This is a genomic window from Methylophilus sp. Q8 (assembly GCF_000800115.1).
Classification (GTDB): domain Bacteria; phylum Pseudomonadota; class Gammaproteobacteria; order Burkholderiales; family Methylophilaceae; genus Methylophilus.
The window spans coordinates 134,712-155,902 of record NZ_JUHE01000001.1 but is presented as its reverse complement, the minus strand read 5'-3'; the positions used below and the strand labels follow the sequence as shown (position 1 = coordinate 155,902).

The 21,191-nt window shown below is 51.6% G+C and carries 21 protein-coding genes and 2 tRNA genes; 16 read left to right on the top strand and 7 right to left on the bottom strand.

The annotated features are described in order from the left end of the window. Positions 1 to 9: 9 nt before the first annotated feature. Genes ruvX through GQ52_RS00775 form a run of 4 tightly spaced genes read right to left on the bottom strand, consistent with a single transcriptional unit; the run spans position 10 to position 2,810 of the window. Positions 10 to 513 carry a Holliday junction resolvase RuvX gene (gene ruvX, locus GQ52_RS00790; RefSeq protein ID WP_019881737.1) on the bottom strand — a complete coding sequence of 168 codons (504 nt, stop codon included), beginning with the start codon at positions 511 to 513 and terminating at the stop codon, positions 10 to 12. Beyond that, positions 506 to 1,111: a YqgE/AlgH family protein gene (locus GQ52_RS00785; protein WP_019881738.1), complete on the bottom strand. Its 606-nt coding sequence runs from the start codon at positions 1,109 to 1,111 to the stop codon at positions 506 to 508. Before GQ52_RS00785 ends, ruvX begins: the two co-directional genes overlap by 8 nt. After that, positions 1,108 to 2,217: a bifunctional 3,4-dihydroxy-2-butanone-4-phosphate synthase/GTP cyclohydrolase II gene (gene ribBA, locus GQ52_RS00780; RefSeq protein WP_019881739.1), complete on the bottom strand. Its 1,110-nt coding sequence runs from the start codon at positions 2,215 to 2,217 to the stop codon at positions 1,108 to 1,110. The genes GQ52_RS00785 and ribBA overlap by 4 nt, the downstream gene beginning before the upstream one ends. Next, positions 2,217 to 2,810 carry a riboflavin synthase gene (locus tag GQ52_RS00775; RefSeq protein WP_047514258.1) on the bottom strand — a complete coding sequence of 198 codons (594 nt, stop codon included), beginning with the start codon at positions 2,808 to 2,810 and terminating at the stop codon, positions 2,217 to 2,219. The genes ribBA and GQ52_RS00775 overlap by 1 nt, the downstream gene beginning before the upstream one ends. 80 nt (positions 2,811 to 2,890) lie before the next feature. Here GQ52_RS00775 and GQ52_RS00770 point away from each other — a divergent pair, with 80 nt between their 5' ends. The 4 genes from GQ52_RS00770 to GQ52_RS00755 are packed head-to-tail and all read left to right on the top strand — an operon-like array spanning position 2,891 to position 6,424. Beyond that, the gene (locus GQ52_RS00770) at positions 2,891 to 3,736 is read left to right on the top strand and encodes a neutral zinc metallopeptidase (protein ID WP_047514255.1); all 846 of its coding nucleotides are present in this window, start codon (positions 2,891 to 2,893) and stop codon (positions 3,734 to 3,736) included. Between the two features lie 14 nt (positions 3,737 to 3,750). Further along, entirely contained in the window at positions 3,751 to 4,353 is a 603-nt protein-coding gene (locus GQ52_RS00765; protein ID WP_047514252.1) for an NUDIX domain-containing protein, read from the top strand. 5 nt (positions 4,354 to 4,358) lie between these two features. Further along, entirely contained in the window at positions 4,359 to 5,189 is an 831-nt protein-coding gene (locus GQ52_RS00760; protein ID WP_047514249.1) for a hypothetical protein, read from the top strand. Between the two features lie 5 nt (positions 5,190 to 5,194). Beyond that, positions 5,195 to 6,424: a lytic murein transglycosylase gene (locus tag GQ52_RS00755; RefSeq protein WP_235272879.1), complete on the top strand. Its 1,230-nt coding sequence runs from the start codon at positions 5,195 to 5,197 to the stop codon at positions 6,422 to 6,424. A gap of 11 nt (positions 6,425 to 6,435) precedes the next feature. Here the strand turns inward: GQ52_RS00755 and GQ52_RS00750 are convergent, their stop codons facing one another. Further along, the gene (locus tag GQ52_RS00750) at positions 6,436 to 7,017 is read right to left on the bottom strand and encodes a 2OG-Fe(II) oxygenase (RefSeq protein WP_235272877.1); all 582 of its coding nucleotides are present in this window, start codon (positions 7,015 to 7,017) and stop codon (positions 6,436 to 6,438) included. 182 nt (positions 7,018 to 7,199) lie between these two features. On the opposite strand from GQ52_RS00750, the gene GQ52_RS00745 reads away from it, so the two are divergent. After that, positions 7,200 to 7,276 (top strand) — tRNA-Val (locus GQ52_RS00745). Between the two features lie 83 nt (positions 7,277 to 7,359). On the opposite strand, the gene GQ52_RS00740 is transcribed toward GQ52_RS00745, so the two are convergent. Then, a complete protein-coding gene (locus GQ52_RS00740) occupies positions 7,360 to 7,995 on the bottom strand; it encodes an EF-hand domain-containing protein (protein WP_047514239.1) in 636 nt (211 codons plus the stop codon). 262 nt (positions 7,996 to 8,257) lie between these two features. Here GQ52_RS00740 and thrS point away from each other — a divergent pair, with 262 nt between their 5' ends. From thrS to GQ52_RS00695, 9 genes are all read left to right on the top strand, one after another. Continuing rightward, positions 8,258 to 10,180, top strand: a complete 1,923-nt coding sequence (gene thrS, locus GQ52_RS00735) for a threonine--tRNA ligase (protein WP_047514237.1) — start codon at positions 8,258 to 8,260, stop codon at positions 10,178 to 10,180. 43 nt (positions 10,181 to 10,223) lie between these two features. Beyond that, positions 10,224 to 10,790, top strand: a complete 567-nt coding sequence (infC, locus tag GQ52_RS00730; RefSeq protein WP_198289779.1) for a translation initiation factor IF-3 — start codon at positions 10,224 to 10,226, stop codon at positions 10,788 to 10,790. A gap of 87 nt (positions 10,791 to 10,877) precedes the next feature. Next, positions 10,878 to 11,075 carry a 50S ribosomal protein L35 gene (gene rpmI / locus GQ52_RS00725; RefSeq protein ID WP_019881750.1) on the top strand — a complete coding sequence of 66 codons (198 nt, stop codon included), beginning with the start codon at positions 10,878 to 10,880 and terminating at the stop codon, positions 11,073 to 11,075. A 10-nt stretch (positions 11,076 to 11,085) separates the two neighbouring features. Continuing rightward, positions 11,086 to 11,445, top strand: coding sequence for a 50S ribosomal protein L20 (gene rplT, locus GQ52_RS00720; protein ID WP_019881751.1), 360 nt, complete (start codon positions 11,086 to 11,088; stop codon positions 11,443 to 11,445). Between the two features lie 75 nt (positions 11,446 to 11,520). Further along, a complete protein-coding gene (gene pheS, locus GQ52_RS00715; RefSeq protein WP_047514234.1) occupies positions 11,521 to 12,522 on the top strand; it encodes a phenylalanine--tRNA ligase subunit alpha in 1,002 nt (333 codons plus the stop codon). A 50-nt stretch (positions 12,523 to 12,572) separates the two neighbouring features. Beyond that, positions 12,573 to 14,921: a phenylalanine--tRNA ligase subunit beta gene (gene pheT / locus GQ52_RS00710; protein WP_047514231.1), complete on the top strand. Its 2,349-nt coding sequence runs from the start codon at positions 12,573 to 12,575 to the stop codon at positions 14,919 to 14,921. Between the two features lie 90 nt (positions 14,922 to 15,011). Continuing rightward, positions 15,012 to 15,326 (top strand): integration host factor subunit alpha, encoded by a 315-nt coding sequence (locus GQ52_RS00705; RefSeq protein ID WP_018985782.1) that lies wholly within the window; start codon positions 15,012 to 15,014, stop codon positions 15,324 to 15,326. 14 nt (positions 15,327 to 15,340) lie between these two features. Beyond that, on the top strand, positions 15,341 to 15,769 hold the full coding sequence (locus GQ52_RS00700) for a MerR family transcriptional regulator (RefSeq protein WP_047514228.1): 429 nt from the start codon (positions 15,341 to 15,343) through the stop codon (positions 15,767 to 15,769). Positions 15,770 to 15,875: 106 nt separating this feature from the next. After that, positions 15,876 to 15,952 (top strand) — tRNA-Pro (locus GQ52_RS00695). A gap of 158 nt (positions 15,953 to 16,110) precedes the next feature. Here the strand turns inward: GQ52_RS00695 and GQ52_RS00690 are convergent. Further along, positions 16,111 to 18,213 carry a bifunctional diguanylate cyclase/phosphodiesterase gene (locus tag GQ52_RS00690; protein ID WP_047514225.1) on the bottom strand — a complete coding sequence of 701 codons (2,103 nt, stop codon included), beginning with the start codon at positions 18,211 to 18,213 and terminating at the stop codon, positions 16,111 to 16,113. A gap of 203 nt (positions 18,214 to 18,416) precedes the next feature. Here GQ52_RS00690 and GQ52_RS00685 point away from each other — a divergent pair, with 203 nt between their 5' ends. Continuing rightward, positions 18,417 to 19,391 carry a hypothetical protein gene (locus GQ52_RS00685; protein ID WP_047514222.1) on the top strand — a complete coding sequence of 325 codons (975 nt, stop codon included), beginning with the start codon at positions 18,417 to 18,419 and terminating at the stop codon, positions 19,389 to 19,391. Between the two features lie 34 nt (positions 19,392 to 19,425). Next, positions 19,426 to 21,111 (top strand): single-stranded-DNA-specific exonuclease RecJ, encoded by a 1,686-nt coding sequence (recJ, locus tag GQ52_RS00680; RefSeq protein ID WP_047518439.1) that lies wholly within the window; start codon positions 19,426 to 19,428, stop codon positions 21,109 to 21,111. The last annotated feature ends 80 nt before the right edge of the window (positions 21,112 to 21,191 follow it).

Below are 21,191 nucleotides of genomic sequence, written 5' to 3'. Positions count from 1 at the left end.
GGGATTGTGCTATGCACGTCCATGATAAGCATCAAAATAGGATTGTAATATAGTTTGTGCGGCAACCTGGTCCAGCAGCGGCTTTTGTGCACGACCTCTGACACCCGCTTCATACAGCGACTGTGCTGCTTCAGCAGAAGACAGGCGCTCGTCTACCATCACGACCGGCAGGTTGAAGCGGCCTTCGAGGCGCTGGGCAAATTTTTGCGCCAGCGCAGTCATGGCATGGGCTTCGCCATCCATAGACATCGGCAAACCAACGACCAGCAAGACAGGACGCCATTCTTGCAGCAGCGCATCAATGTGCGCAAATTTGGCGGCATTTTCTTCTGCTTCTATGGTGAGCAGTGCGTGTGCCAGCTTGAGCAGGGTGTCGCCAACGGCCACGCCTATGCGTTTTTCACCAAAATCAAAGGCAAGCACCGTGCCACTGACATCCGGGTAACGGCGTTGGGTAATCGGTAAATGGCTTTGATTGAGAGGCTGTTTGCCGTGCTTGACCGCATCAGGCATGGCCAGCGACCTCGGACAGAGTGGCAAAGTCTACGCCTAATTGCTGCATGGCCCAGGAGAGTTTGTCATCATTGGGCAGTTTGAAAATCAGCTTATGGAGCTGCTGGTTGTCCTCGAGCGGCAAGGTCAGCCAGGCATTGGCCTGGATTTCTTCCTCCAGTTGACCTGCGGACCAACCGGTATAACCCAGTGCGATAAACATGTCTGGTGGTGCTTCATCACGCGCCGCCGCTTCCAGGATATCTTTGGATGAGGTCATGGCCAGGCCTTCTGACAACTCCATGGTGGTGTTGAATTCAGTAGCTGGCGTATGCAGCACAAAGCCGCGTTCCACTTGCACCGGGCCGCCAAAATGCACTTGCCGCTCCTGCTGATAGTTGGCATGACATTCCATATCCAGTTGCTCAAACAGGTCGCCTACATTTAGCTGCAAAGGGTGGTTGAGTATCATGCCCATGGCGCCATCCTGGTCGTGGTTACACACCAGAATCACGCTTTTGCTGAAGTAAGGGTCTTCCATGGCCGGCATGGCGATCAAAATCTGGCCGGTGAGGTTCAGACGCATGTCATTGCTATCTAACGATAACTGTTCACTCATACAGGGCTAGCTTCTTCCGCGCTCAAATAGCCGGTAATCTCCAGGCCAAAGCCATCCATGCTTGGCATTTTGCGCGGGGCGGCCATCAGGCGCATTTTCTTCACCCCAAGGTCGAGCAGGATTTGTGAGCCGGTGCCGTAATTGCGTAATTCCTGGTTCACCACCAGCTTTTGGTCCGCGCGCAAAATGCGGTCGGTCAGTCCCAGCCCGTCTTCATCGCGGTTGATCAGCACAATCACGCCGCAAGGCGCGGTGCTGATAATACGCATGGCGTGTAACAGGTTCCAGCTATGCGCCTGGTGGCTGCTATCCAGCAGGTCTATCATGGACAAGGGTTCGTGCACCCTTACCAGCGCTTCTTCGCTGGTTTGCGGATCGCCTTTGACCAGCGCCAGATGTGTTTCCTGTGCGATATTGTCGCGGTAGGCGATCAGGCGCATCGGGCCAAACACGGTCTCGATATTGCGCTCGGCGCTACGCTCAATCAGGGTCTCGTGTGAGGCGCGGTAATGGATCAGGTCGGCAATGGTGCCAATTTTAATATCATGCTCAGCCGCGACCTGCATCAGGTCTGGCAAGCGTGCCATTTCGCCGTCATCTTTCAATATTTCGCAAATGACGCTGGCAGGTTCGCAGCCGGCCAGTTGTGCCAGATCGCAGCCTGCTTCCGTGTGTCCGGCACGAACCAGCACGCCGCCATTCATCGCTGAGAGCGGGAAAATATGGCCAGGACTGACCAGGCTGCTGGCGTTGGCTTGTTTGGCAATCGCCGCGCGTATCGTTGTGGCGCGATCAGCCGCAGAAATGCCGGTAGTCACGCCTTCGGCTGCTTCAATGGATACCGTGAAATTGGTGCCGAGGCGAGTGCCATTTTTTTGCACCATGGGCGGTAAATCCAGCTGGCGGCAACGTTGCTCGGTCAGCGTCAGGCAAATCAGGCCGCGGCCAAATTTGGCCATAAAATTGATATGCTCTGCGGTAACAAACTCAGCGGCAATGACAAAATCACCTTCATTTTCACGGTGTTCGTCATCGACCAGGATGACCATTTTTCCGGCACGGATATCGGCAATGATGGCTTCAATAGGGCTAATCTGCGCCGACATTATTCTTGCTCCCAGGCTTGCATACGCTCAACATAGCGTGCAATTAAATCGATTTCGAGGTTGACCGGGTCTCCGGCCTTGGCGTATTGCATGATGGTGTGTTGCATGGTGTGCGGGATCAGGTTAATACTGACCTCGTCCTGGCTGATTTCGTTCACGGTCAGGCTGATGCCGTTTACACACAAAGAGCCTTTCTTCGCGACGTATTTGCTGATGGCATGCGGGGCGCGTATCTTCAGCAGCCAGCATTCGCCAACCTCTTGCAAGGCGGTAATGGTGCCTATGCCATCGACATGGCCGGTGACCAGGTGGCCGCCCAGGCGGTCCGCCAGGCGCAAGGCTTTTTCCAGGTTGACCGGGCCTGGTTGACCCAGTCCGGTAGTCACGTCCAGCGTGGCTTTTGACACCATGACCTGAAAAGCGTGCGCGTCGAATTCAGTCACGGTGAGACATACGCCATTAACGGCGATGCTATCTCCCAGTTGCACATCTTGCATTCCCAGTTCCGCGGCTTCAATGCGTAATGCGCAATCTTCACCATGCGGAACCACTTCGGCAATCCGGCCGACGGTTTGAATAATCCCAGTAAACATGGTGTGATTTTATCAGTGCTGCATGCTAAAGTAATCACATTCCATCAACATTTTTCAATAGTAATGGTCGGGGGATTCTTGTGCGCCTGGATGATTTAGAAGAAAGCCAGCATGTCGAAGACAGTCGTGGCCGTGGAATGGTCGGTGGCCGCAGTATCGGCATCGGCACCATTGCGATTGCGCTGGTGGCCATGTATTTTGGCGTGGACCCCAGCCTGGTGTTGAATCTCGCGCAGCAAGCGCAACCTGCGGCCGAGTCACAAACGGTGCCTGCGGATAGCAATGACCCCAAGGTCAAGTTTGTCTCTCGCGTGCTTTGGAGTACCGAGCAAGTGTGGCAAAGCACGTTTTCAGCGGCCGGCCAGCAATACACTGCACCTAATCTGGAAATCTTCAGTGGTGCGACGCAAACGGCCTGCGGACAGGGTCAGGCGGCGATGGGGCCGTTTTATTGCCCGGCAGACCAGAAGGTGTATATTGATTTGAGTTTTTACCAGGAGCTGCAAGAGCGCTTTAAAGCACCAGGGGATTTTGCCCAGGCCTATGTGATTGCGCATGAGGTCGGGCATCATGTGCAAAACTTGCTAGGCACTTCGGAAAAGGTGCAGCAAGCCAGGCAACAGGCACGTTCTGAAGCTGCCTCCAATGCCTATTCTGTGCGGCTGGAATTGCAGGCGGACTGTTACGCAGGCGTCTGGGCGCATCATGCTGACCAGCAGTTCCGTATTCTGGAAACCGGTGATATTGAAGAAGCCTTGCGTGCCGCCACGGCTATTGGCGATGATGCACTGCAAAAACAGGCGCAGGGCTATGTGGTTCCTGACAGTTTCACGCATGGCAGTTCTGAGCAGCGTGTCCATTGGTTTAAGCAAGGGTTGCAATCTGGCAAAGTGAATGATTGCAACACATTTAAAGATGCAGTTTAAGCGGTAGAAGTGAGATGGCAGAAGAAAAAGGATTCAATCAGGATCAGCAGATCGAAACCCATTTGATTGAGACTACGGTGTCCAGCGAAATTATGGCGCAGGGCAAAATGCTGACTGTGCGTTATGACCAAGCACGTTTACCTAACGGCGTGATTAGTGGTCGTGAGTATGTGATACACCCCGGTGCGGTGGTGGTGGTTGCGCTGACGCACACAGGCGAAGTGGTGTTGGAGCGCCAGTTCCGCTATCCACTCAAGCAGGTATTTATTGAGTTGCCTGCAGGCAAAATTGATCCCGACGAGCCGGTATTGACTACTGGCCAGCGCGAGTTGCTGGAGGAAACCGGCTACACGGCACAAACGTGGGTCAAATTAGGTGTACAACATCCTTGTATCGGTTATTCCAACGAAGTGATTCATATCTATCTGGCCACCGGATTGTCACTCGGTGAGCACGCCAGGGATATTGATGAAGCGATGGATGTGTTTGTCTGGCCGTTTGAACGCGTGATGCACGCGATTGAAGCCGGCGAGATCACCGATAGCAAAACCATGTCTGCCATGTTGCTGGCCGAACGCTATTTGCGTAAACACCCGCTTCCAGAGATCAAGGGTTAGTAAGTATGCGCATATTGCAAATTGGTTGTGGTGGTTTGGGAGCCTTGATCGCAGAGGCAAGCCTGGCCCAGGGGCATGCACTGACCATCGTCAGGCGCTCCCCGCTGCCGGTCCCTGCCGGGGCGCAGGCGATATACCTGGATGTGATTGCCGAAAAAAGCTTGTCCGTGTTATCTACTTTGCAGCCGGAAATCCTGCTGTATTGTCTGGCGCCTGTAGAAGGGCAAAGCTATCAGCAGACCTATGTGCAAGGTCTTCGTCAGGTGCTGGCACATGTGCCAGTGGCTTCATTAAAACACGTCTTTTTTATTTCCAGCACCGGCATTTATGGCGAAGATCATGGTGAGTGGATTGATGACGAGACGCCAGCCCTGCCCGCGGATGAAGGTGGGCGCGTCATGCTGGAAGCCGAGCAGCTACTGGCACAGTTGCCTTGTGGCCATACGGCGCTGCGGGTGTCGGGGATTTATGGCCCACAACGGCTTTATTTGTTACGGTTACTGCAAAACAGCGCACGCTGGCCCACGCAGGTGCATTGGACCAATCGTATGCATGAGCTGGATGTGGCTGCGGCGGTGGTGCATTTGTATCAGCAAGTCATGGATGGTGTGGTGTTACCAGAACATTGTATTTTGACAGATGGTGTCCCCGCCATGCAGCATGAGGTATTACAGTGGCTGGCCGCGCAGCAGCAAGTGCCAGCGCCATCAACGCCGCCATTGCAGCCGCAGTCTGGTAAACGCATCCGTAACCGTTTCTTGCAACACACAGGATTCAAGCCGCAATTTGCCGATTATCAGGCAGGCTATGCATCCATTTTATCCAGCCTGAATTAGTGTCTATGAAGAACGTAAAAACAACCGGGAAGTGGCAAGCTGTATGGAGCGGGTTATTGGTGGCGGGGCTCGCTATCACCAGCGATTTGAGCAGTGCTGAGGATGACGATGGCTTTAAGTTGTGGGTGACAGCCATGCGCCAGGAGGCGCTGGCATTACATGTGGCACCAGCCGCGGTGGATGCGACACTCAACCAGGTGACTTTCTTGCCACGTTTGATTGAGCTGGACCGCAAGCAGCCAGAGTTTGTCACCAGTTTTTCAGCCTACGTAAACCGCCGCATTAACCCGCGTGTGGTGGCTAAAGGCAAGCAGATGGCGCAGGACTACCAGGGCGTGCTTTATGTGGTCGAAGAGTTGTATCAAGTGCCTCGCGAGGTGCTGGTGGCTTTTTGGGGGGTGGAAACCAATTTTGGTGGTTTTATGGGCGATATCCCGTTGGCTTCTGCCTTGGCCACACTTTCTTATGAAGGGCGCCGGGCCGAGTTTTTTAAACGGGAATTATTGAACCTGATGCGCGTGGTCGAGCGCGAGCAGCGCTATGACAGCCCGGTGGTGGGCTCCTGGGCAGGCGCAACCGGGCATATGCAGTTTATGCCATCTACCTTGCTCAAGTATGGTGTGGATGCCGATGCTGACGGCAAAATAGATATCTGGAATTCTTACCCGGATGTATTCAGTTCGGCGGCCAACTATCTGTCACAAGCAGGTTGGCAGCCAGGCAAGCCGATTAGCATTCAGGTGGCCTTGCCTGCCGGATTTGATTACAGCCAGGCGCAATGGCAGCTGAATAAGCCCGTCAGTGATTGGGTAAAAGCGGGGGTTGCTGGCGTGCCTGACAGCGCGCTGGGCTTGCCGCAGGCCGCTATTTTGTTGCCGCAAGGTTATGATGGCCCGGCGTATATGGTGTTCCCGAATTTTGATGTGATCATGCAGTGGAACCGCTCTATTAATTATGCGCTCAGTGTCAGTTTGCTGAGCCAGCAATTGCGCCAGGACACGTACACGCTGATGATGCCGCCAGAGCCGCCTGCACTCAGTTATCAGCAGATGTGGTCTTTGCAGGAGGCGCTGAATGCCAGAGGCTTTGATTGCGGGTCGCCGGATGGCTTCCCGGGGGCGAAAACGCAAGCGGCTATCCGGCGTTACCAGGCCAGTAAAGGGTTGCCACAAGATGGTTATGCCGGGGCAGATATGTTTAGCCGATTGACGGCGCAAGTGCAGTCGGCACAGTAGCGACGTAAAAACTAGCGTGTTTTAAACCAGCCGGTGACGCTGACGCGTGGCAAGGTGGCGGGTAACACTTCATGCCAGAACCTGGCGGATAGAAACAACACCAGCCTGCCCGCTGTTGGCAATATATCAATGTGTCTGGCATCTTGCCCGGGTGTTTTCGCGTGCTCGTCCAGATACAATCGCAACGCGCCGCCAGCTTGTTCTGGCCAATCATCATTTAAATAAATAATCGAGGTCAGCGTTCTTGCGCCAGGCCTTGCCTGCTCACGGTGTTGGTGAAACTGGTCTATATGCGTGGTATAACCGGAGGAGCCTGCCGGGTAAATGGCAAAGTGCGTTTCAAAACTGTCCAGCCCCATCATCAATTGCCGGTTGACGGCTTGTTGCACTTCAGCCAGAAATGCCAGATAGTTCTGGATCGCTGGATGCGGATCACCGGGCTCCAGCCAGGCAATCTGGTCGCCGCGCAACTTGGGGTTGCTAACCGCTGACTGGCTGGTGCCGGCCTGGTGCATTAGTCCTTGCTGTTGTTGATCAAGGGCGATGGTACGCAGTGCTTCAACCAGATCCGCCGGTAAAAACTGATCAATCACACAATACTGCTGTTCGGACAGTGTGTCGATGAGAACGTCTGTTATGCGATCGGAGAGTAAAGGCGGTAAGGCTGCAGTGCTTGTCATGCGCATATTATAAGCGCGATACCATTGCCTAACCGATGGCTTTCGGATAGAATGCGCAACCTTATTGATTCGCAGCAACTGCTGCGCAATACAATAGTCGCGTAGCTCAGCTGGTTAGAGCACCACCTTGACATGGTGGGGGTCGATGGTTCGAGTCCATTCGCGACTACCAAATAAAACATGGCAAAATTTAAAAAAAGCCACCAGAATCTCTGGTGGCTTTTTGTTTTTCTCATCTGTTAGGCTGGTGTGGGCTTAAGCGGAGGTGGTCAAATAGCTGCTGGATGTGTCCTGATCCAGCCCGTAGGTTTTAATCAACTTGGCCACTTGCTCCAGGGCATTGCTTTGTTGTGTGCTGGTGCTGGATGGATTGCTGCTATCGCTGTTCTGGCTTTGTTGATACTCCATGGCTTCTTGCTGGGTTACCTTGCCATCACCATTCGTATCAGCGGCCTCAAAATTACTGGCGACATTGTTCAGCAGTTCAGACAGCTTACTGTCGTCGGTAGAAGAAGCCATTTCCTGCATCTGGTCCTGTGTGAGGCCGCTATCTTCCTCGTCTTCGCCGCGAGGCGGCGGTGGGCCACCTGCGCCGCCCGGTGGGGGTGGCCCACCTGGAGCGCCGCCAGCCTGGTTGCTGGCGCTCTGCAACTGGCTGAACAGGTTTTCGATTCCTTTTGTCAGCTCGCTTTTGCTGATTTTACTGTCGCCGTCCGTATCTATGCTGCTGACGAGATCGCTGACTTCATCGCTGGCTTGGTCATCAGCCGATTCGCTCAGTGCTTTGCTTAAAGAGGTGGCATCAATCGTGCCCTGGTTAGAGGTATCTAGTTTGCTAAAGATGTTGTTGGTGATTTGACTGCTCACACTGTTTAAACTGATGCTGGTCATAGTGGTTCTCCCTTGGTGGTTCGCCTTTACATTCGTTTCGGCAGGCGCGTCTGCCTGTCAACTGTTTTAACGACTGGGTATGCCGCGCCTGAATGCAGGTTTTGTATCGGTGTGTATCGCTTTGTATCAATGCTTTAAATGTGACTGCACTCGGTTTCTGATTGCGGAATTTTCGTGCGCTGTGAGATAATCGAGGTTTGACCAAAAACAGGTGCCATGTGCTTGTTTTGTTTGGTTGTTTAATGTTTAAAGAGAGGGAGTCATGCCTGTAATCCGCTTGCCTGATGGGTCATCCAGAAGTTTTGAACAGCCGGTGACCGTGGCCGATGTCGCGATGAATATTGGCGCTGGTCTGGCGAAAGCCGCACTGGCGGGTAAGCTCACGTACACAGGTCAGGAAGCTAAACTGGTCGATACCAGTCATCTGATTGAGCAGGATGTAGACCTCGCCATCATTACCGATAAGAACGATGAAGGCCTGGAAGTGATTCGTCACTCGACCGCCCACTTGCTGGCTTATGCGGTGAAAGAGTTGTTCCCGGATGCGCAGGTGACCATTGGCCCGGTCATTGATAATGGCTTTTACTATGACTTCAGCTATAAGCGTCCGTTTACGCCGGACGACCTGGCAGCCATTGAAAAGAAAATGGCCGAGCTGGCGAAAAAAGACGAAAAAGTCGAGCGCAAGGTATTGCCGCGTGATGAAGCCGTTGCTTATTTTAAAAGTATTAACGAGCATTATAAAGCCGAGATCATTGCCAGCATTCCAAGCAATGAGGACGTGTCTTTGTATTCTGAAGGCAGCTTCACTGACTTGTGCCGTGGCCCGCACGTGCCGAATACCGGCAAGCTCAAGGCGTTTAAATTAATGAAGCTGGCCGGTGCCTACTGGCGCGGTGACAGCAATAACGAAATGCTGCAACGCGTCTATGGCACCGCCTGGCGTAACAAGGATGAGCTGGAAGCTTATCTGCATATGCTGGAAGAGGCTGAAAAGCGCGACCACCGCAAACTGGGCAAACAGCTCGATTTCTACCATATGCAGGACGATGCACCAGGGATGGTGTTCTGGCATCCGCGTGGCTGGGTGATCTGGCAAGAGGTCGAGCAGTACATGCGCGCCAAATTTAAAGAGTACGATTACCAGGAGGTGCGTACGCCGACGGTGCTGGACAAAACCCTGTGGGAAAAATCCGGCCACTGGCAAAACTACCGCGACAATATGTTTGTCACCCAGTCGGAAAGCCGCGATTATGCGGTGAAGCCGATGAACTGCCCTGGCCATATTCAGATTTTCAACAGCAGTTTGCACAGCTACCGTGATTTACCATTACGTCTGGCAGAGTTCGGCTCCTGTCACCGTAATGAGCCATCTGGCTCCTTGCATGGCCTGATGCGCGTGCGTGGCTTTACCCAGGATGATGCGCATATTTTCTGTATGGAGTCACAAGTCGAGGCTGAGGTAGCTGACTTTATCAAGATGTTGTACGAAGTGTACAAAGACTTTGGTTTTGATGATGTGATCGTCAAATTGTCTACCCGCCCGGAAAAGCGCGTGGGCACGGAAGAAGCCTGGGATATGGCAGAAACTGCCCTGGCCAACGCGATTAAAGCCAATGGCCTGGCATTTGAATATCAGCCAGGTGAGGGCGCATTTTACGGCCCGAAAATTGAGTTTACCCTCAAAGATTCGCTGGGCCGTATGTGGCAGTGTGGCACTATCCAGCTTGATCCTAACCTCCCTGAGCGCCTGGGCGCAGAGTATGTGGCTGAAGACAATACGCGTCAGCGGCCGATTATGCTGCACCGCGCCATTGTCGGATCTATGGAGCGCTTTTTAGGTATTTTGATCGAAAACTTTGCCGGTGCGATGCCGGTCTGGTTGTCGCCAGTGCAAGTCATGGTGCTTAATATTTCAGATAACCAGGCTGATTATGTCCGCCAAGTGGTTGAAAAATTGAAGAAAAATGGCATTCGATGCGATTTTGACTTGAGAAATGAGAAGATTACCTATAAAATACGCGAACACAGCTTGCAAAAGTTGCCATACCTCATTGTGGTGGGCGACAAAGAAATGCAAAATGGTCATGTGGCCGTACGTACCAGAAAAGGTGAAGATCTGGGTGTGATGTCGGTAGAGGCGTTTGTAGCGCTCCTGCAAGAAGACATCCAAAACCGGATCTAATTTCGGGTATTCGTGCGGCTTTGTTTATTGTTAGGGGATTGTTATAGCTCAAGATAAAGATACACGCATCAATGGCGACATCACTGCGCCACAAGTGCGTTTGGTTGGTGTGGATGGCGAACCGTTAGGTGTGATGAGTCTCAAAGAGGCTTTTGCCAAAGCGGAAGAAGCTGATATTGATATTGTTGAAATTGCACCAAATGCCGCACCACCAGTGTGCCGTTTGATGGATTACGGCAAATTCAAATACGCTGAGAGCAAGCGTATGCACGAGCAAAAACTGAAACAAAAACAGGTGCAGATTAAAGAGGTCAAGTTTAGACCTGGCACTGATGACGGCGATTACAATATTAAATTACGCAATATCATCCGCTTTTTGGGTGATGGCGATAAAGCAAAAATTACCTTGCGTTTCCGTGGTCGCGAAATTACGCATCAGGAATTCGGCCTGGCGTTATTGAAACGCTTGGAAGCTGATCTGACAGAGCACGCATTGGTGGAGCAGTATCCTAAAATGGAAGGCCGCCAGATGGTGATGGTGTTGGCGCCAGCGAAGAAAGCTGTGCCTGTGGCCAAAAAAGCTGAAAAAGCAGCACCAAGCGAAGAATAAGGTTTTAAGTAGTACAACAGTTTTTTGGAGTAATACGGCTAAATTGGCTGCCCAGTTACTCTCTATTCAACCTCTAAGGAGAAAAAAATGCCAAAGATGAAAACAAAGAGCAGCGCCAAAAAGCGCTTCAAGTTCTTGGGTAACGGTAAAGTGAAGCGTACACACTCTCACTTGCGCCATATTCTGACCAAGAAAACCACCAAGCAAAAGCGTAAGCTGCGCGGTACTTCCATTATTTCTGCGACTGACGTGAAACGCGTCCGCGCAATGATGCCAACACAATAAGGAGACCGACATGCCTAGAGTAAAACGTGGTGTCGTCGCACGCGCAAGACATAAAAAAGTTTTAAATGCTGCTAAAGGTTACCGTGGTCGTCGTAAGAACGTCTACCGTGTTGCCAAACAGGCGGTAATGAAAGCCGGTCAATACGCATACCGTGACCGTCGTCAGAAAAAACGTCAATTCCGCGCATTGTGGATTGCCCGTATTAATGCGGCAGCCCGTGAAGCTGGTTTGACATACAGCCGTTTCATGAACGGTCTGAAAAAATCTGCGGTTGAAGTTGACCGTAAAGTACTGGCTGATCTGGCCGTGTTCGATAAAGCTGCTTTTGCTAAATTCGTAGAATTGGCTAAAACAGGTTTAAGCGCCTAATCAGACCTACCAAAAAAAGAGGCTGCGGCCTCTTTTTTTATTTTAATGTGACTCAAAACTTAAAGAATACGCACGATGGCTGATCTCAATCACTTAATCGCAGAAGCCGCACAAGACTTTGCGGCTTGTCATGATGTTCCTGCACTGGAAAACGCCAAGGCCAAATACCTGGGAAAATCTGGCGCGCTGACCGAAGCCTTGAAAGGGCTGGGTAAATTGACTGCTGAAGAGCGTCCAGCAGCTGGTGCAGCGATTAATGTGGTTAAACAAGCCGTTGAGCAAGCCTTGAATGACCGCCGTGACAGTATCCTGGCCGCTGCACAGGCCAAACAGCTGGCGAGTGAAACCATCGATGTGACTTTGCCTGCGCGCGCGCAATCGACCGGTGGTTTGCATCCGGTGACATTGACCTTGCGCCGTGTAGAAGAATTGTTTCACTCGATTGGTTTCAGTGTGGCTGATGGCCCTGAAATTGAAACCGATTTTTATAATTTCACGGCGCTGAATATTCCGGATAACCATCCGGCACGTGCCATGCATGATACTTTTTACATTGATAGCGGTAATGACAGCATGGAGCACGTCTTGCGTACGCATACGTCGCCGGTGCAAGTGCATTACATGGAAAGCAATACGCCACCGCTGAAAATTATTGCCCCTGGCCGTGTTTACCGCGTCGACTCTGATGCGACGCATTCACCGATGTTCCACCAGGTGGAAGGATTGTGGGTGGATGAACAAATCAGCTTTGCCAACCTCAAGGGCGTGGTGCAGGATTTTCTGCAAAAATTCTTTGAACGTGATGATTTAACCGTGCGTTTCCGCCCGTCGTTCTTCCCGTTTACCGAGCCTTCAGCCGAAATGGATATGAGCTGGAATGGTGGCTGGCTGGAAATTGGTGGTTGCGGCATGGTGCACCCTGAGGTGCTCAAACACGTGAATATCGATAGCGATAAATACCGTGGCTTTGCTTTTGGCCTGGGCGTAGAGCGCTTGGCCATGTTGCGCTACGGCGTCAATGATTTGCGCCATTTCTTTAATAATGATTTGCGCTTTTTGCAGCAGTTTATTAAATAATCCAGCCTCCACGCACTTTACACACCGAATTAATACAGGGTTAGACACATATGCAGTTCTCCGAACAATGGTTACGTTCCATGGTGAATCCATCACTGGATACCGCGCAACTTGGTCACGCATTGACCATGGCTGGTCTGGAAGTTGAAGAGTTAACCCCAGTCGCCCCTGCGTTTAGCCATGTGGTGGTGGCGGAGATTCTGGAAGCTGCCAAACACCCGGATGCAGACCGCTTGCAAGTGTGTAAAGTGAAAGTCGGCGAAGAAATTCTGCAGATTGTCTGTGGTGCAGCGAATGCACGCGCAGGCCTGAAAGCGCCTTGTGCGTTGGTGGGCGCCGAGCTGCCAGGGATTCAGATCAAACAAGCCAAAGTGCGTGGCGTAGAGTCTTTCGGCATGATGTGCTCTGCCAAAGAGCTGGGCATTGCGACAGAAGCCAATGGTATTTTGGAGCTGCCAGCCGATGCGCCTGTTGGCCAGGATATCCGTGAATATCTGGCATTGAATGACAGCACGTATACGCTGAAACTGACGCCTAACCGCGCTGATTGTTTAAGCATTTTGGGCATTGCCCGCGATGTGGTTGCCATGACTGGCGCACCAATAACCGTGCCTGTGATTGAAGCGGCAGCTGTCAGCAGCCATCTTGCCACAACTGTTACGTTGAATGCAGCAGACGCTTGCCCGGCTTATTATGGCCGCGTGATTGACGGTGTAAATGCTCAAGCCAAGACGCCCGATTGGATGGTGCGCCGTTTGGAGCGTAGCGGCATTCGCAGTATCAGTGCCGTGGTGGATATTACCAATTATGTATTACTTGAACTCGGCCAGCCTATGCATGCGTTTGACCATGCGCTGTTGCAGGGCGAGGTCGAGGTCCGTTTTGCCAAGGCCGGTGAAAAACTGGTCTTGCTAAATGACACAGAAGTGACTTTGAAGGCAGATGATCTGGTGATTGCCGATGGCAATGGCCCGGTCGCACTGGCAGGCGTCATGGGCGGCAAACCAAGCTCGGTGACTGATGCCACACAAGCGATTTTCCTCGAAAGCGCTTTCTTTACACCTGATGTCATGGCGGGCAAAGCACGCCGTTTGGGTTTAAGCACAGACTCCTCTTACCGTTTTGAGCGTGGTGTAGATTTTGGTAATACCTTGAATGCGCTGGAGCGTGCGACAGCATTGGTGCTGGAGATTTGTGGTGGTCAGGCTGGTGCTGTGACCGCGGTGACTGCACAACTACCTGTGCGCAAGCAAGTTGCGTTGCGTCATGCTTATCTGCTGTCGATTCTGGGCATAGACGTTAGCCTGGTGCAAGTGGGTCAATTGTTAACGCAATTAGGCTTTGCCTACACTGAGGCTAATGGCGTATTTCAGGTGAGCGCACCTAGCTTCCGTTTTGATATTGCACGCGAAGAAGACCTGATTGAGGAAGTTGCACGCCTGCATGGCTACGAGCATATTCCTGCACTGACTCCGGTTGCCCCGCAAGGCATGCTGGTGGCACCAGAAGCGACACGCAGCAAACACTGGCTGCGCGACGTGATGGTGAATCAAGGTTATCAAGAAGTGGTGACTTATAGCTTTGTCGATGCCAACTGGGAGCGTGATTTATACGGTAATGTCCAGCCAATTGCGCTTAAAAACCCGATTGCCAGCAACCTGAGTGTGATGCGCTCTGGTTTGTGGGGTGGATTGCTGGATGCGCTGGATTACAACCTCAAGCGCCAACAAACACGTGCCATGCTGTTTGAATTGGGCGCCCGTTATGAGAAGAGCGCGCAAGGCTTTGTTGAAACATTGACTTTGTCTGGCCTGGTCTACGGCAGTGTGCAGCCTGAACAATGGGCTGCAGAGGCTCGCGCTTTTGATTTTTACGATGCCAAAGCACATGTGGAGGCGCTATTTGCGCAACCGGTGCACTTTGCTGTTGAGCAACATCCTGCTTTGCATCCAGGCCAGTCTGCCCGCATTTACCTGGGTGACAAAGCGGTCGGTTGGTTAGGTAAATTGCATCCACAATGGCAGCAGCAATATGGATTAACCAGTGCCTGTTACCTGTTTGAGTTGGATGCCGATGCTGCATTGGCAACCCAGGTGCCTGCCTATAGTGAGGTCAGCAAATTCCTGCCGGTGCGTCGAGATTTAGCGATGGTCGTTGAGCAATCTGTATCAGCTCAAGCGATGATTGATGCGTTGATGAATGAGAATATTTCTCAGCTAAAACAGGTGAAATTGTTCGACGTTTATCATGGTAAAGGTGTGCCCGAAAACAAAAAAAGCCTTGCATTTCTTGTACTTATGCAAGATACTTGCAAGACAATGGTCGATGAGGAAGTGGATACCATCGTGGCAAAAATCCTCAACAACTGGTCATCCAAATTTGCTGCGTCACTAAGATAATATCATTGGGATCATCGTTAGATAGTACCAAGGATAACAGTTGATACAACACAAGCATCTCGCATAATAAGAAGGTTCAGGGGATCGTTAATGACACTCACAAAAGCTGACTTGGCCGATTTGTTGTTTGAACAAGTTGGGCTGAACAAGCGTGAAGCCAAAGACATGGTGGAAGCGTTTTTTGAAGAAGTTCGCAATGCGCTGGAGCAAGGCGATAGCGTTAAGCTGTCTGGTTTTGGTAACTTCGAGTTGCGTACCAAATCCGAGCGTCCTGGCCGTAACCCGAAAACTGGTGAAGAAATTCCAATTTCTGCACGTCGTGTGGTGACTTTTCACGCCAGTCAGAAATTAAAATTACGCGTAGAAGAACACTACGCAGAACAACCATTACAAGCACAAGCCTGATCTGACTCCCAAACATGGTAGAAACGCAAAAAGTCACCTTGCCGCCTATCCCTGCCAAACGCTATTTCACTATCGGTGAAGTCAGCGAGTTGTGTGGGGTCAAGCCGCATGTCTTGCGTTACTGGGAGCAGGAGTTTACCCAGCTCAAACCGGTTAAACGCCGCGGTAACCGTCGTTACTACCAGCATCATGAAGTATTGCTGATCCGTAAAATCCGTGAGCTGCTCTACGAGCAAGGCTTTACCATCAGCGGCGCACGCAATCGACTGGATGGCGTAGATGAAAAAATGGACAAATCTCGGTCTGCCGCTGAGGTGTCCAGTGCAGCAACCACGAATACGTCGTCATTGATTGCCGAGGATGCCAAACTGCCGGTGGTCGATGTTGCCGCCCTCAGGGATCAAATTCAACAAGTACTTCAACTGTTAAAAGCCCCAGCCTGAACTGGCTCGCGCGCTGATAAAACCGCATATTCTGCTTAGCGAATATGCGGTTTTGTTTTATAATGCAGCCTTCTTTTTCGAGCAGGTTCCTGTTCGAGTCCAACGTCGGGGCGTAGCGCAGCCTGGTAGCGCACTTGCATGGGGTGCAAGGGGTCGTGTGTTCGAATCACACCGTTCCGACCAATCAAACATTTCTGTAGTTAATACGTATCCGCAGAAAAATCTGTTTCAGGGCGCTCTTGTACTCTTGGCCCATATCTACATTGATCTTGAATTACTAAATAAAACTGACGTCAGCCTGTGACCAGCAACATCACGGTCACTGGTCGCTACAATTCTGCTTAAATAGTCATATCTGGTGCGATTGCGGCAGCGATTTGTTGTTGAGTGCTGATGGTGCCAATATGGCGTGCCAATGCTTCGCTGAGGGGCATCGGGCGGTTTAAATAGAAACCCTGAGCATAAGCGACGCCCATGTCTTTCAGGCAGTCCAGCGTGGCTTCATCTTCGACGTATTCGGCAATGGTCTGGATTTCCATCGATTGCGCCACACTTTGGATGGCTTTGGCCATGGCAAGATCCACCTGGTTGCTGGTGATGTCTTTGACGTAAGCGCCATCCATTTTAAGAAAGTCGACTGGCAGGTGTTTCAAGTAGCTGAATGACGACATGCCGCTTCCGAAATCATCCAGCATAAAACGTGTGCCCATCTTTTGCAGTTCTTTAATCAGCTTGATCGTATTGTCGATGTTGATGATGGCTGAGGTTTCAGTGACTTCAAAGCAGACATGGCCAGGCGATATATCGTAGGTTTCGAAACAACTCTGGATGTAAGGCAGCAGTTGAGCGTCCCCTAAGGACATGCCGGACAGGTTGATGCTGACAATGAAAGGGTTGACGCTGGATTGCATTTTAAACAGCGGTTGTAGCGCCATGAAAGCATGCTGGATGACCCAGCGGTCAATCTTGGTCATCAGGTGGTAGCGCTCTGCCGATGGCAGGAATTCAGCCGGAGGGATGATGCCGCCATGTTCGTCGCGTTTACGGATCAAAATCTCATAAAAAGGCGGCAATTCTTTTTGTTGCAGCGGGAAAATGCCTTGGCAGTAAAGCACAAAATCATTGTGCTCAATGGCTTCATTAATGCGTAATACCCATTCCATTTCAACGTGGCGTTTGAGTAAAACGTCGTCTTCAGGATGGAACAGGTGGATCTGGTTGCGGCCATTATCTTTAGCTACGTAGCAGGCTGCGTCAGCATGGCGGGTGATTTCACCCACATCTTTTAAAGCGGTGGTGATTTCGACAATGCCGATACTGATGCCGGTTTGGAACAAGCGGCCTTCATGCATAAAGCGGAAAGTTTCAACCATTTGCCGCAGTTGCGCCGCAATTTCGATGGCTTTTTCGACCTGGCAGTAACTGAGTAACAGGCCGAACTCGTCGCCGCCCAGGCGTGCAAACGTGTCTTCTGCACGTATGCGCTGGCTGAGGATCATGCTGATCTGGCGCAGCATTTCATCCCCGGCCAAGTGGCCGCAAGTGTCATTGATGACGCGGAACTGGTCAAGATCCATGTAGCAGAATACATGATTGGCGCGGTGTTGTTTGACATCCTGCAACGCTTGTTGCAACCGTCTTTCCAGCTCTTGTCGATTGACCAGGCCGGTTAAGGCATCGTGGCGCGCCTGGTAGCGCAGCTGCGCTTGCGCGTCTTGAATGCGGTGACGCATATCAGCTTCGACATGCTGCATATCTCTTGATATTTGATTAATCGTACTTTGCAGCGACTGGATTTCCGGCAGAGTATTTTTGCCCTGGCTGACTTGCTGGCTACCGATGACAAAGCGTTTGAGGGCTGAGGTCATGTCCCGAATCGGCTGGCTGATTGAGCGGCTCACCCAGCTGACGAGGATGGAGCATAATATAAGTGCCAACGTGATATAGCCGACATTTTTGATAAACGCCTGGCGGTGATCTTCGATCAGCGAGCCTTTGTCGATGGCGACAAACACATATCCCAGCAAGCGGTGTGTGGATTCAGTTGAAAATACTTTCACCATGGTGATGTCATGCGTGTTTTGCTGCATGACGATGGTGTCTTGTTGCGGCAAGGTTTCGCTAATGTTGAAAGAGGTGCCAAGATTGGCGATGGCCTGATTATCCGCATCGGAAATAATCAGGGATAAATAGGGTTCCCGGTTAAGTTGGCTGGCTTTGAGCAACCGGCCGATATAGTCTTTGCTATGCAATTCAGTTTGATTATGTATCACCGCAGACAGAAATTTTGCGGTGGTCAGGGCATGCTGGCTCAGCTTGTCTTCTTCCCGTTGCAGTTGTTCCTTGAAATCAAACAACAATAAAATACAGGATAACGCGAATACCGGTCCGATGACGAATAACAGTAATCTGGACTGGATACTTAAGTTTTGGAAGAAAGGCATGGATTCCAGGGAGTCTGTTTAAATTGAATCAGCAGGCGTATACACAGGCTGGCAGCATTGCCATAGATTTCGATTCATGACATCCCCCCAGATTTCGTGTATAAGTCGCAATGATTATAGCAGTAACAATTTTCTTGGCTTGTAGCTTAAATGCGTCAAATTGTTAAGTTTTTTTATCATCAACCTAGTGTATTTGTTTTCGCATGATACAGCAAATTTATATCACAGATTACCTGTCTGATGCCGCTGCCCAGCCGGTTGAGATGATTCAATCCGTGATTGCGCAATGCCCGATGTTGCTAAAAGCACAATGGAAAGTCAGCCCGTTGCCGCCACTGCGCGCATTGTTCGATGTACTCGCCGTGCGTGAAGATAGTCCGTCTGATATGCCTGTGTCGGCCGTGCTGTCAGCCCGGCAGATGTGGCCAGCTCGCCCGTCATTTTGCTTGTTACCGGTGCATCTAGGGATGCGGCGGGATACATTTAGTTTGCAGGCGGTGGTGCCTTTGGCAGAAGCCGTTTACGCCGCATTGACTGAGCGTTTGCAAACACATTTTGCTGATGATTTTGTGATGCAGCAGGATAGCAGTCGCCGATTCTGGTGGGTGCAGCCTGTGCGCGACATGCAGGCACAGTGCAAATGGCCGCAGGATTGTTTGTATCAGCAGGCTTTTCAATGGCAACCACAAGGGCCGGATGCGGCGGTGATCAGGCAATGGAGCAATGAAATACAAATGCTGCTGCATCAGGCAGCGCATTCTGCGGAGGCTGCTGACTGGCCAACTGAATTAAACAGTTTATGGTTTGCCAGCGTCGGCGATATCCCCGCCTGGCAACATGAGTGGGATGCGGTTGCGGGACAGGGCGAAGTATTCGACGGGCTGCAAGCCAGCGCATTACCAGCCATTCGACCATTATCCATGGCTGCGATGCTGGCTGATGAACACCTGCAGCAAGCGCTATGGGTTGCAGACACATGGCAAACGTGTGATTGGCCCGCTTTATCAAACGCCTTACAGGCTGGTCGTATTTCAGCGTTGAAACTGGTGTTGCCGTTTGCCGAGCGCAGCGTTGAAGTGCATTATAAAAAACAATTACGCTGGCAGTTTTGGCGAAAATCACCTGACCTCGAAACCTTATTGCAACAACTTGAAGCAACGCTGATGAGAAGCCACTAGCGGATAGTTGTTAATGACCCACGACGAACACAAGATGAAAATTCAGCAACGCGCTTATTCCGACACCACCTTTGCAGCCCTGCAAACGCAAGGCTTGCCACCCTTGTTAGCCAGGCTGCTGGCCGCAAGGTCGGTCACTGCTGAGGATTGGTCGTTGCAGGAAATGCCGCATTTGCTCAAGCCGGACGCCTTGACGGGCGCGGCTGACATGGCGAAACAATTGGCAGATGCCATTGCGCACAAAAAACGTATTTTAATCATTGGCGATTATGATGCCGATGGCGCCACAGCCACCAGTGTCGCCATGCGTGGTTTGCGGATGATGGGTGCCGAGGTCGACTTTCTGGTGCCTAACCGCTTTGAATATGGATATGGCCTCACACCTGAAATTGTTGCCTTGGCGGTTAAACAGCAGCCAGATGTGATTCTCACGGTGGATAACGGCATTGCCAGCATTGATGGCGTGGCTGCGGCGAAAGCACTCGGTTTGCAGGTGCTGATTACCGATCACCATTTACCCGCCGAGCAAACGCCGGCCGCAGATTGTATCGTTAACCCTAACCAGCGCGGCTGTGATTTTCCGAGTAAACACCTGGCCGGGGTAGGGGTGATGTTTTATGTGCTGATTTCCTTGCGCGCTGAGCTCAAGCAACGTGGCCAATTAAGCGATGAGGGCGTTCATCTGGGCAGTCTGCTCGACCTGGTGGCCTTAGGCACGGTGGCCGATCTGGTGAAACTGGATGCCAATAACCGCATTCTGGTCAGGCAAGGGCTCAAACGTATCCGGCAGGGCCAGGCTAGCCCCGGCATCCTGGCCATTTTAAAATTGGCCGGGCGTGATTATTCGCAAGTGAATGCACAGGATCTGGGCTTTTATGTTGGGCCACGCCTCAATGCCGCAGGCAGGCTGGATGACATGACTATCGGCATTCGTTGTCTGCTGGCAGAAACACCGCAGGAGGCGATGCAATATGCGCAGCAATTGCACGTGTTGAATGCCGAGCGCAAGCAGATTGAAGCCGAGATGCAATGGGATGCGATGGCAGATTTGACGCAGGATTTTCGTGATGATCAATATACGATTAGCGTGTTCCAGCCGGATTGGCATCAGGGGGTTATCGGCATTCTTGCCTCGCGCATTAAAGAGCGTTTTCATCGACCGGTGATTGCGTTTGCTGATGCAGGTGATGGCTTGATCAAGGGTTCTGGCCGCTCCATCGCTGGGTTGCATCTGCGCGACGCCCTGGATCTGGTCACCAAGCAGCAGCCTGACCTGATTATCAAGTTTGGTGGTCATGCGATGGCTGCAGGCCTCAGCATACGTGCCGATGATTTTGCCCGGTTTCAGCAAACATTTGAGCATGTGGTGCAAAGTCTGATCGATGCTGAAATTTTGCAGGAAGTGCTGGAAACAGACGGTGCATTGGCTGCGCAAGAGATGACCATGCAAACCGCAGAAGCGATCGCGGATCAAGTGTGGGGTCAGGGTTTTCCGCAACCCGTGTTCTACGACACTTTTCAGGTGCTGCAGCAAAAGGTGCTGGGCGAGAAACACTTGAAATTACGCCTGCAAAAACAGCATCAGCAGTTCGATGCTATTTATTTTCAGCATGCCGAGTTTTTGCCTGAGCAGGTAGAGATCGCCTATGCCTTGCAGGTGAACGAGTTTAATGGTGCGCGCAATTTGCAGTTGCAAGTCGTACATGCCGTGACCGCTTAAAGTGGGCCTCTGTGCGGCCTCTGGCTGCTAATTGCATTTAGCCTTAGAGTGAATGCCCTAAATACGGTAAAATACAGCCT

Bases quoted from the DNA above. Each gene is read 5' to 3' on its own strand.
- ruvX (WP_019881737.1), bottom strand. From the start codon at position 513: ATGCCTGATGCGGTCAAGCACGGCAAACAGCCTCTCAATCAAAGCCAT.
- GQ52_RS00765 (WP_047514252.1), top strand. From the start codon at position 3,751: ATGGCAGAAGAAAAAGGATTCAATCAGGATCAGCAGATCGAAACCCAT.
- thrS (WP_047514237.1), top strand. From the start codon at position 8,258: ATGCCTGTAATCCGCTTGCCTGATGGGTCATCCAGAAGTTTTGAACAG.
- pheS (WP_047514234.1), top strand. From the start codon at position 11,521: ATGGCTGATCTCAATCACTTAATCGCAGAAGCCGCACAAGACTTTGCG.
- pheT (WP_047514231.1), top strand. From the start codon at position 12,573: ATGCAGTTCTCCGAACAATGGTTACGTTCCATGGTGAATCCATCACTG.
- GQ52_RS00690 (WP_047514225.1), bottom strand. From the start codon at position 18,213: ATGCCTTTCTTCCAAAACTTAAGTATCCAGTCCAGATTACTGTTATTC.
- GQ52_RS00760 (WP_047514249.1), top strand. From the start codon at position 4,359: ATGCGCATATTGCAAATTGGTTGTGGTGGTTTGGGAGCCTTGATCGCA.
- rplT (WP_019881751.1), top strand. From the start codon at position 11,086: ATGCCTAGAGTAAAACGTGGTGTCGTCGCACGCGCAAGACATAAAAAA.
- GQ52_RS00755 (WP_235272879.1), top strand. From the start codon at position 5,195: ATGAAGAACGTAAAAACAACCGGGAAGTGGCAAGCTGTATGGAGCGGG.
- GQ52_RS00740 (WP_047514239.1), bottom strand. From the start codon at position 7,995: ATGACCAGCATCAGTTTAAACAGTGTGAGCAGTCAAATCACCAACAAC.
- GQ52_RS00685 (WP_047514222.1), top strand. From the start codon at position 18,417: ATGATACAGCAAATTTATATCACAGATTACCTGTCTGATGCCGCTGCC.
- GQ52_RS00785 (WP_019881738.1), bottom strand. From the start codon at position 1,111: ATGAGTGAACAGTTATCGTTAGATAGCAATGACATGCGTCTGAACCTC.
- ribBA (WP_019881739.1), bottom strand. From the start codon at position 2,217: ATGTCGGCGCAGATTAGCCCTATTGAAGCCATCATTGCCGATATCCGT.
- rpmI (WP_019881750.1), top strand. From the start codon at position 10,878: ATGCCAAAGATGAAAACAAAGAGCAGCGCCAAAAAGCGCTTCAAGTTC.
- GQ52_RS00700 (WP_047514228.1), top strand. From the start codon at position 15,341: ATGGTAGAAACGCAAAAAGTCACCTTGCCGCCTATCCCTGCCAAACGC.
- GQ52_RS00775 (WP_047514258.1), bottom strand. From the start codon at position 2,810: ATGTTTACTGGGATTATTCAAACCGTCGGCCGGATTGCCGAAGTGGTT.
- GQ52_RS00705 (WP_018985782.1), top strand. From the start codon at position 15,012: ATGACACTCACAAAAGCTGACTTGGCCGATTTGTTGTTTGAACAAGTT.
- recJ (WP_047518439.1), top strand. From the start codon at position 19,426: ATGAAAATTCAGCAACGCGCTTATTCCGACACCACCTTTGCAGCCCTG.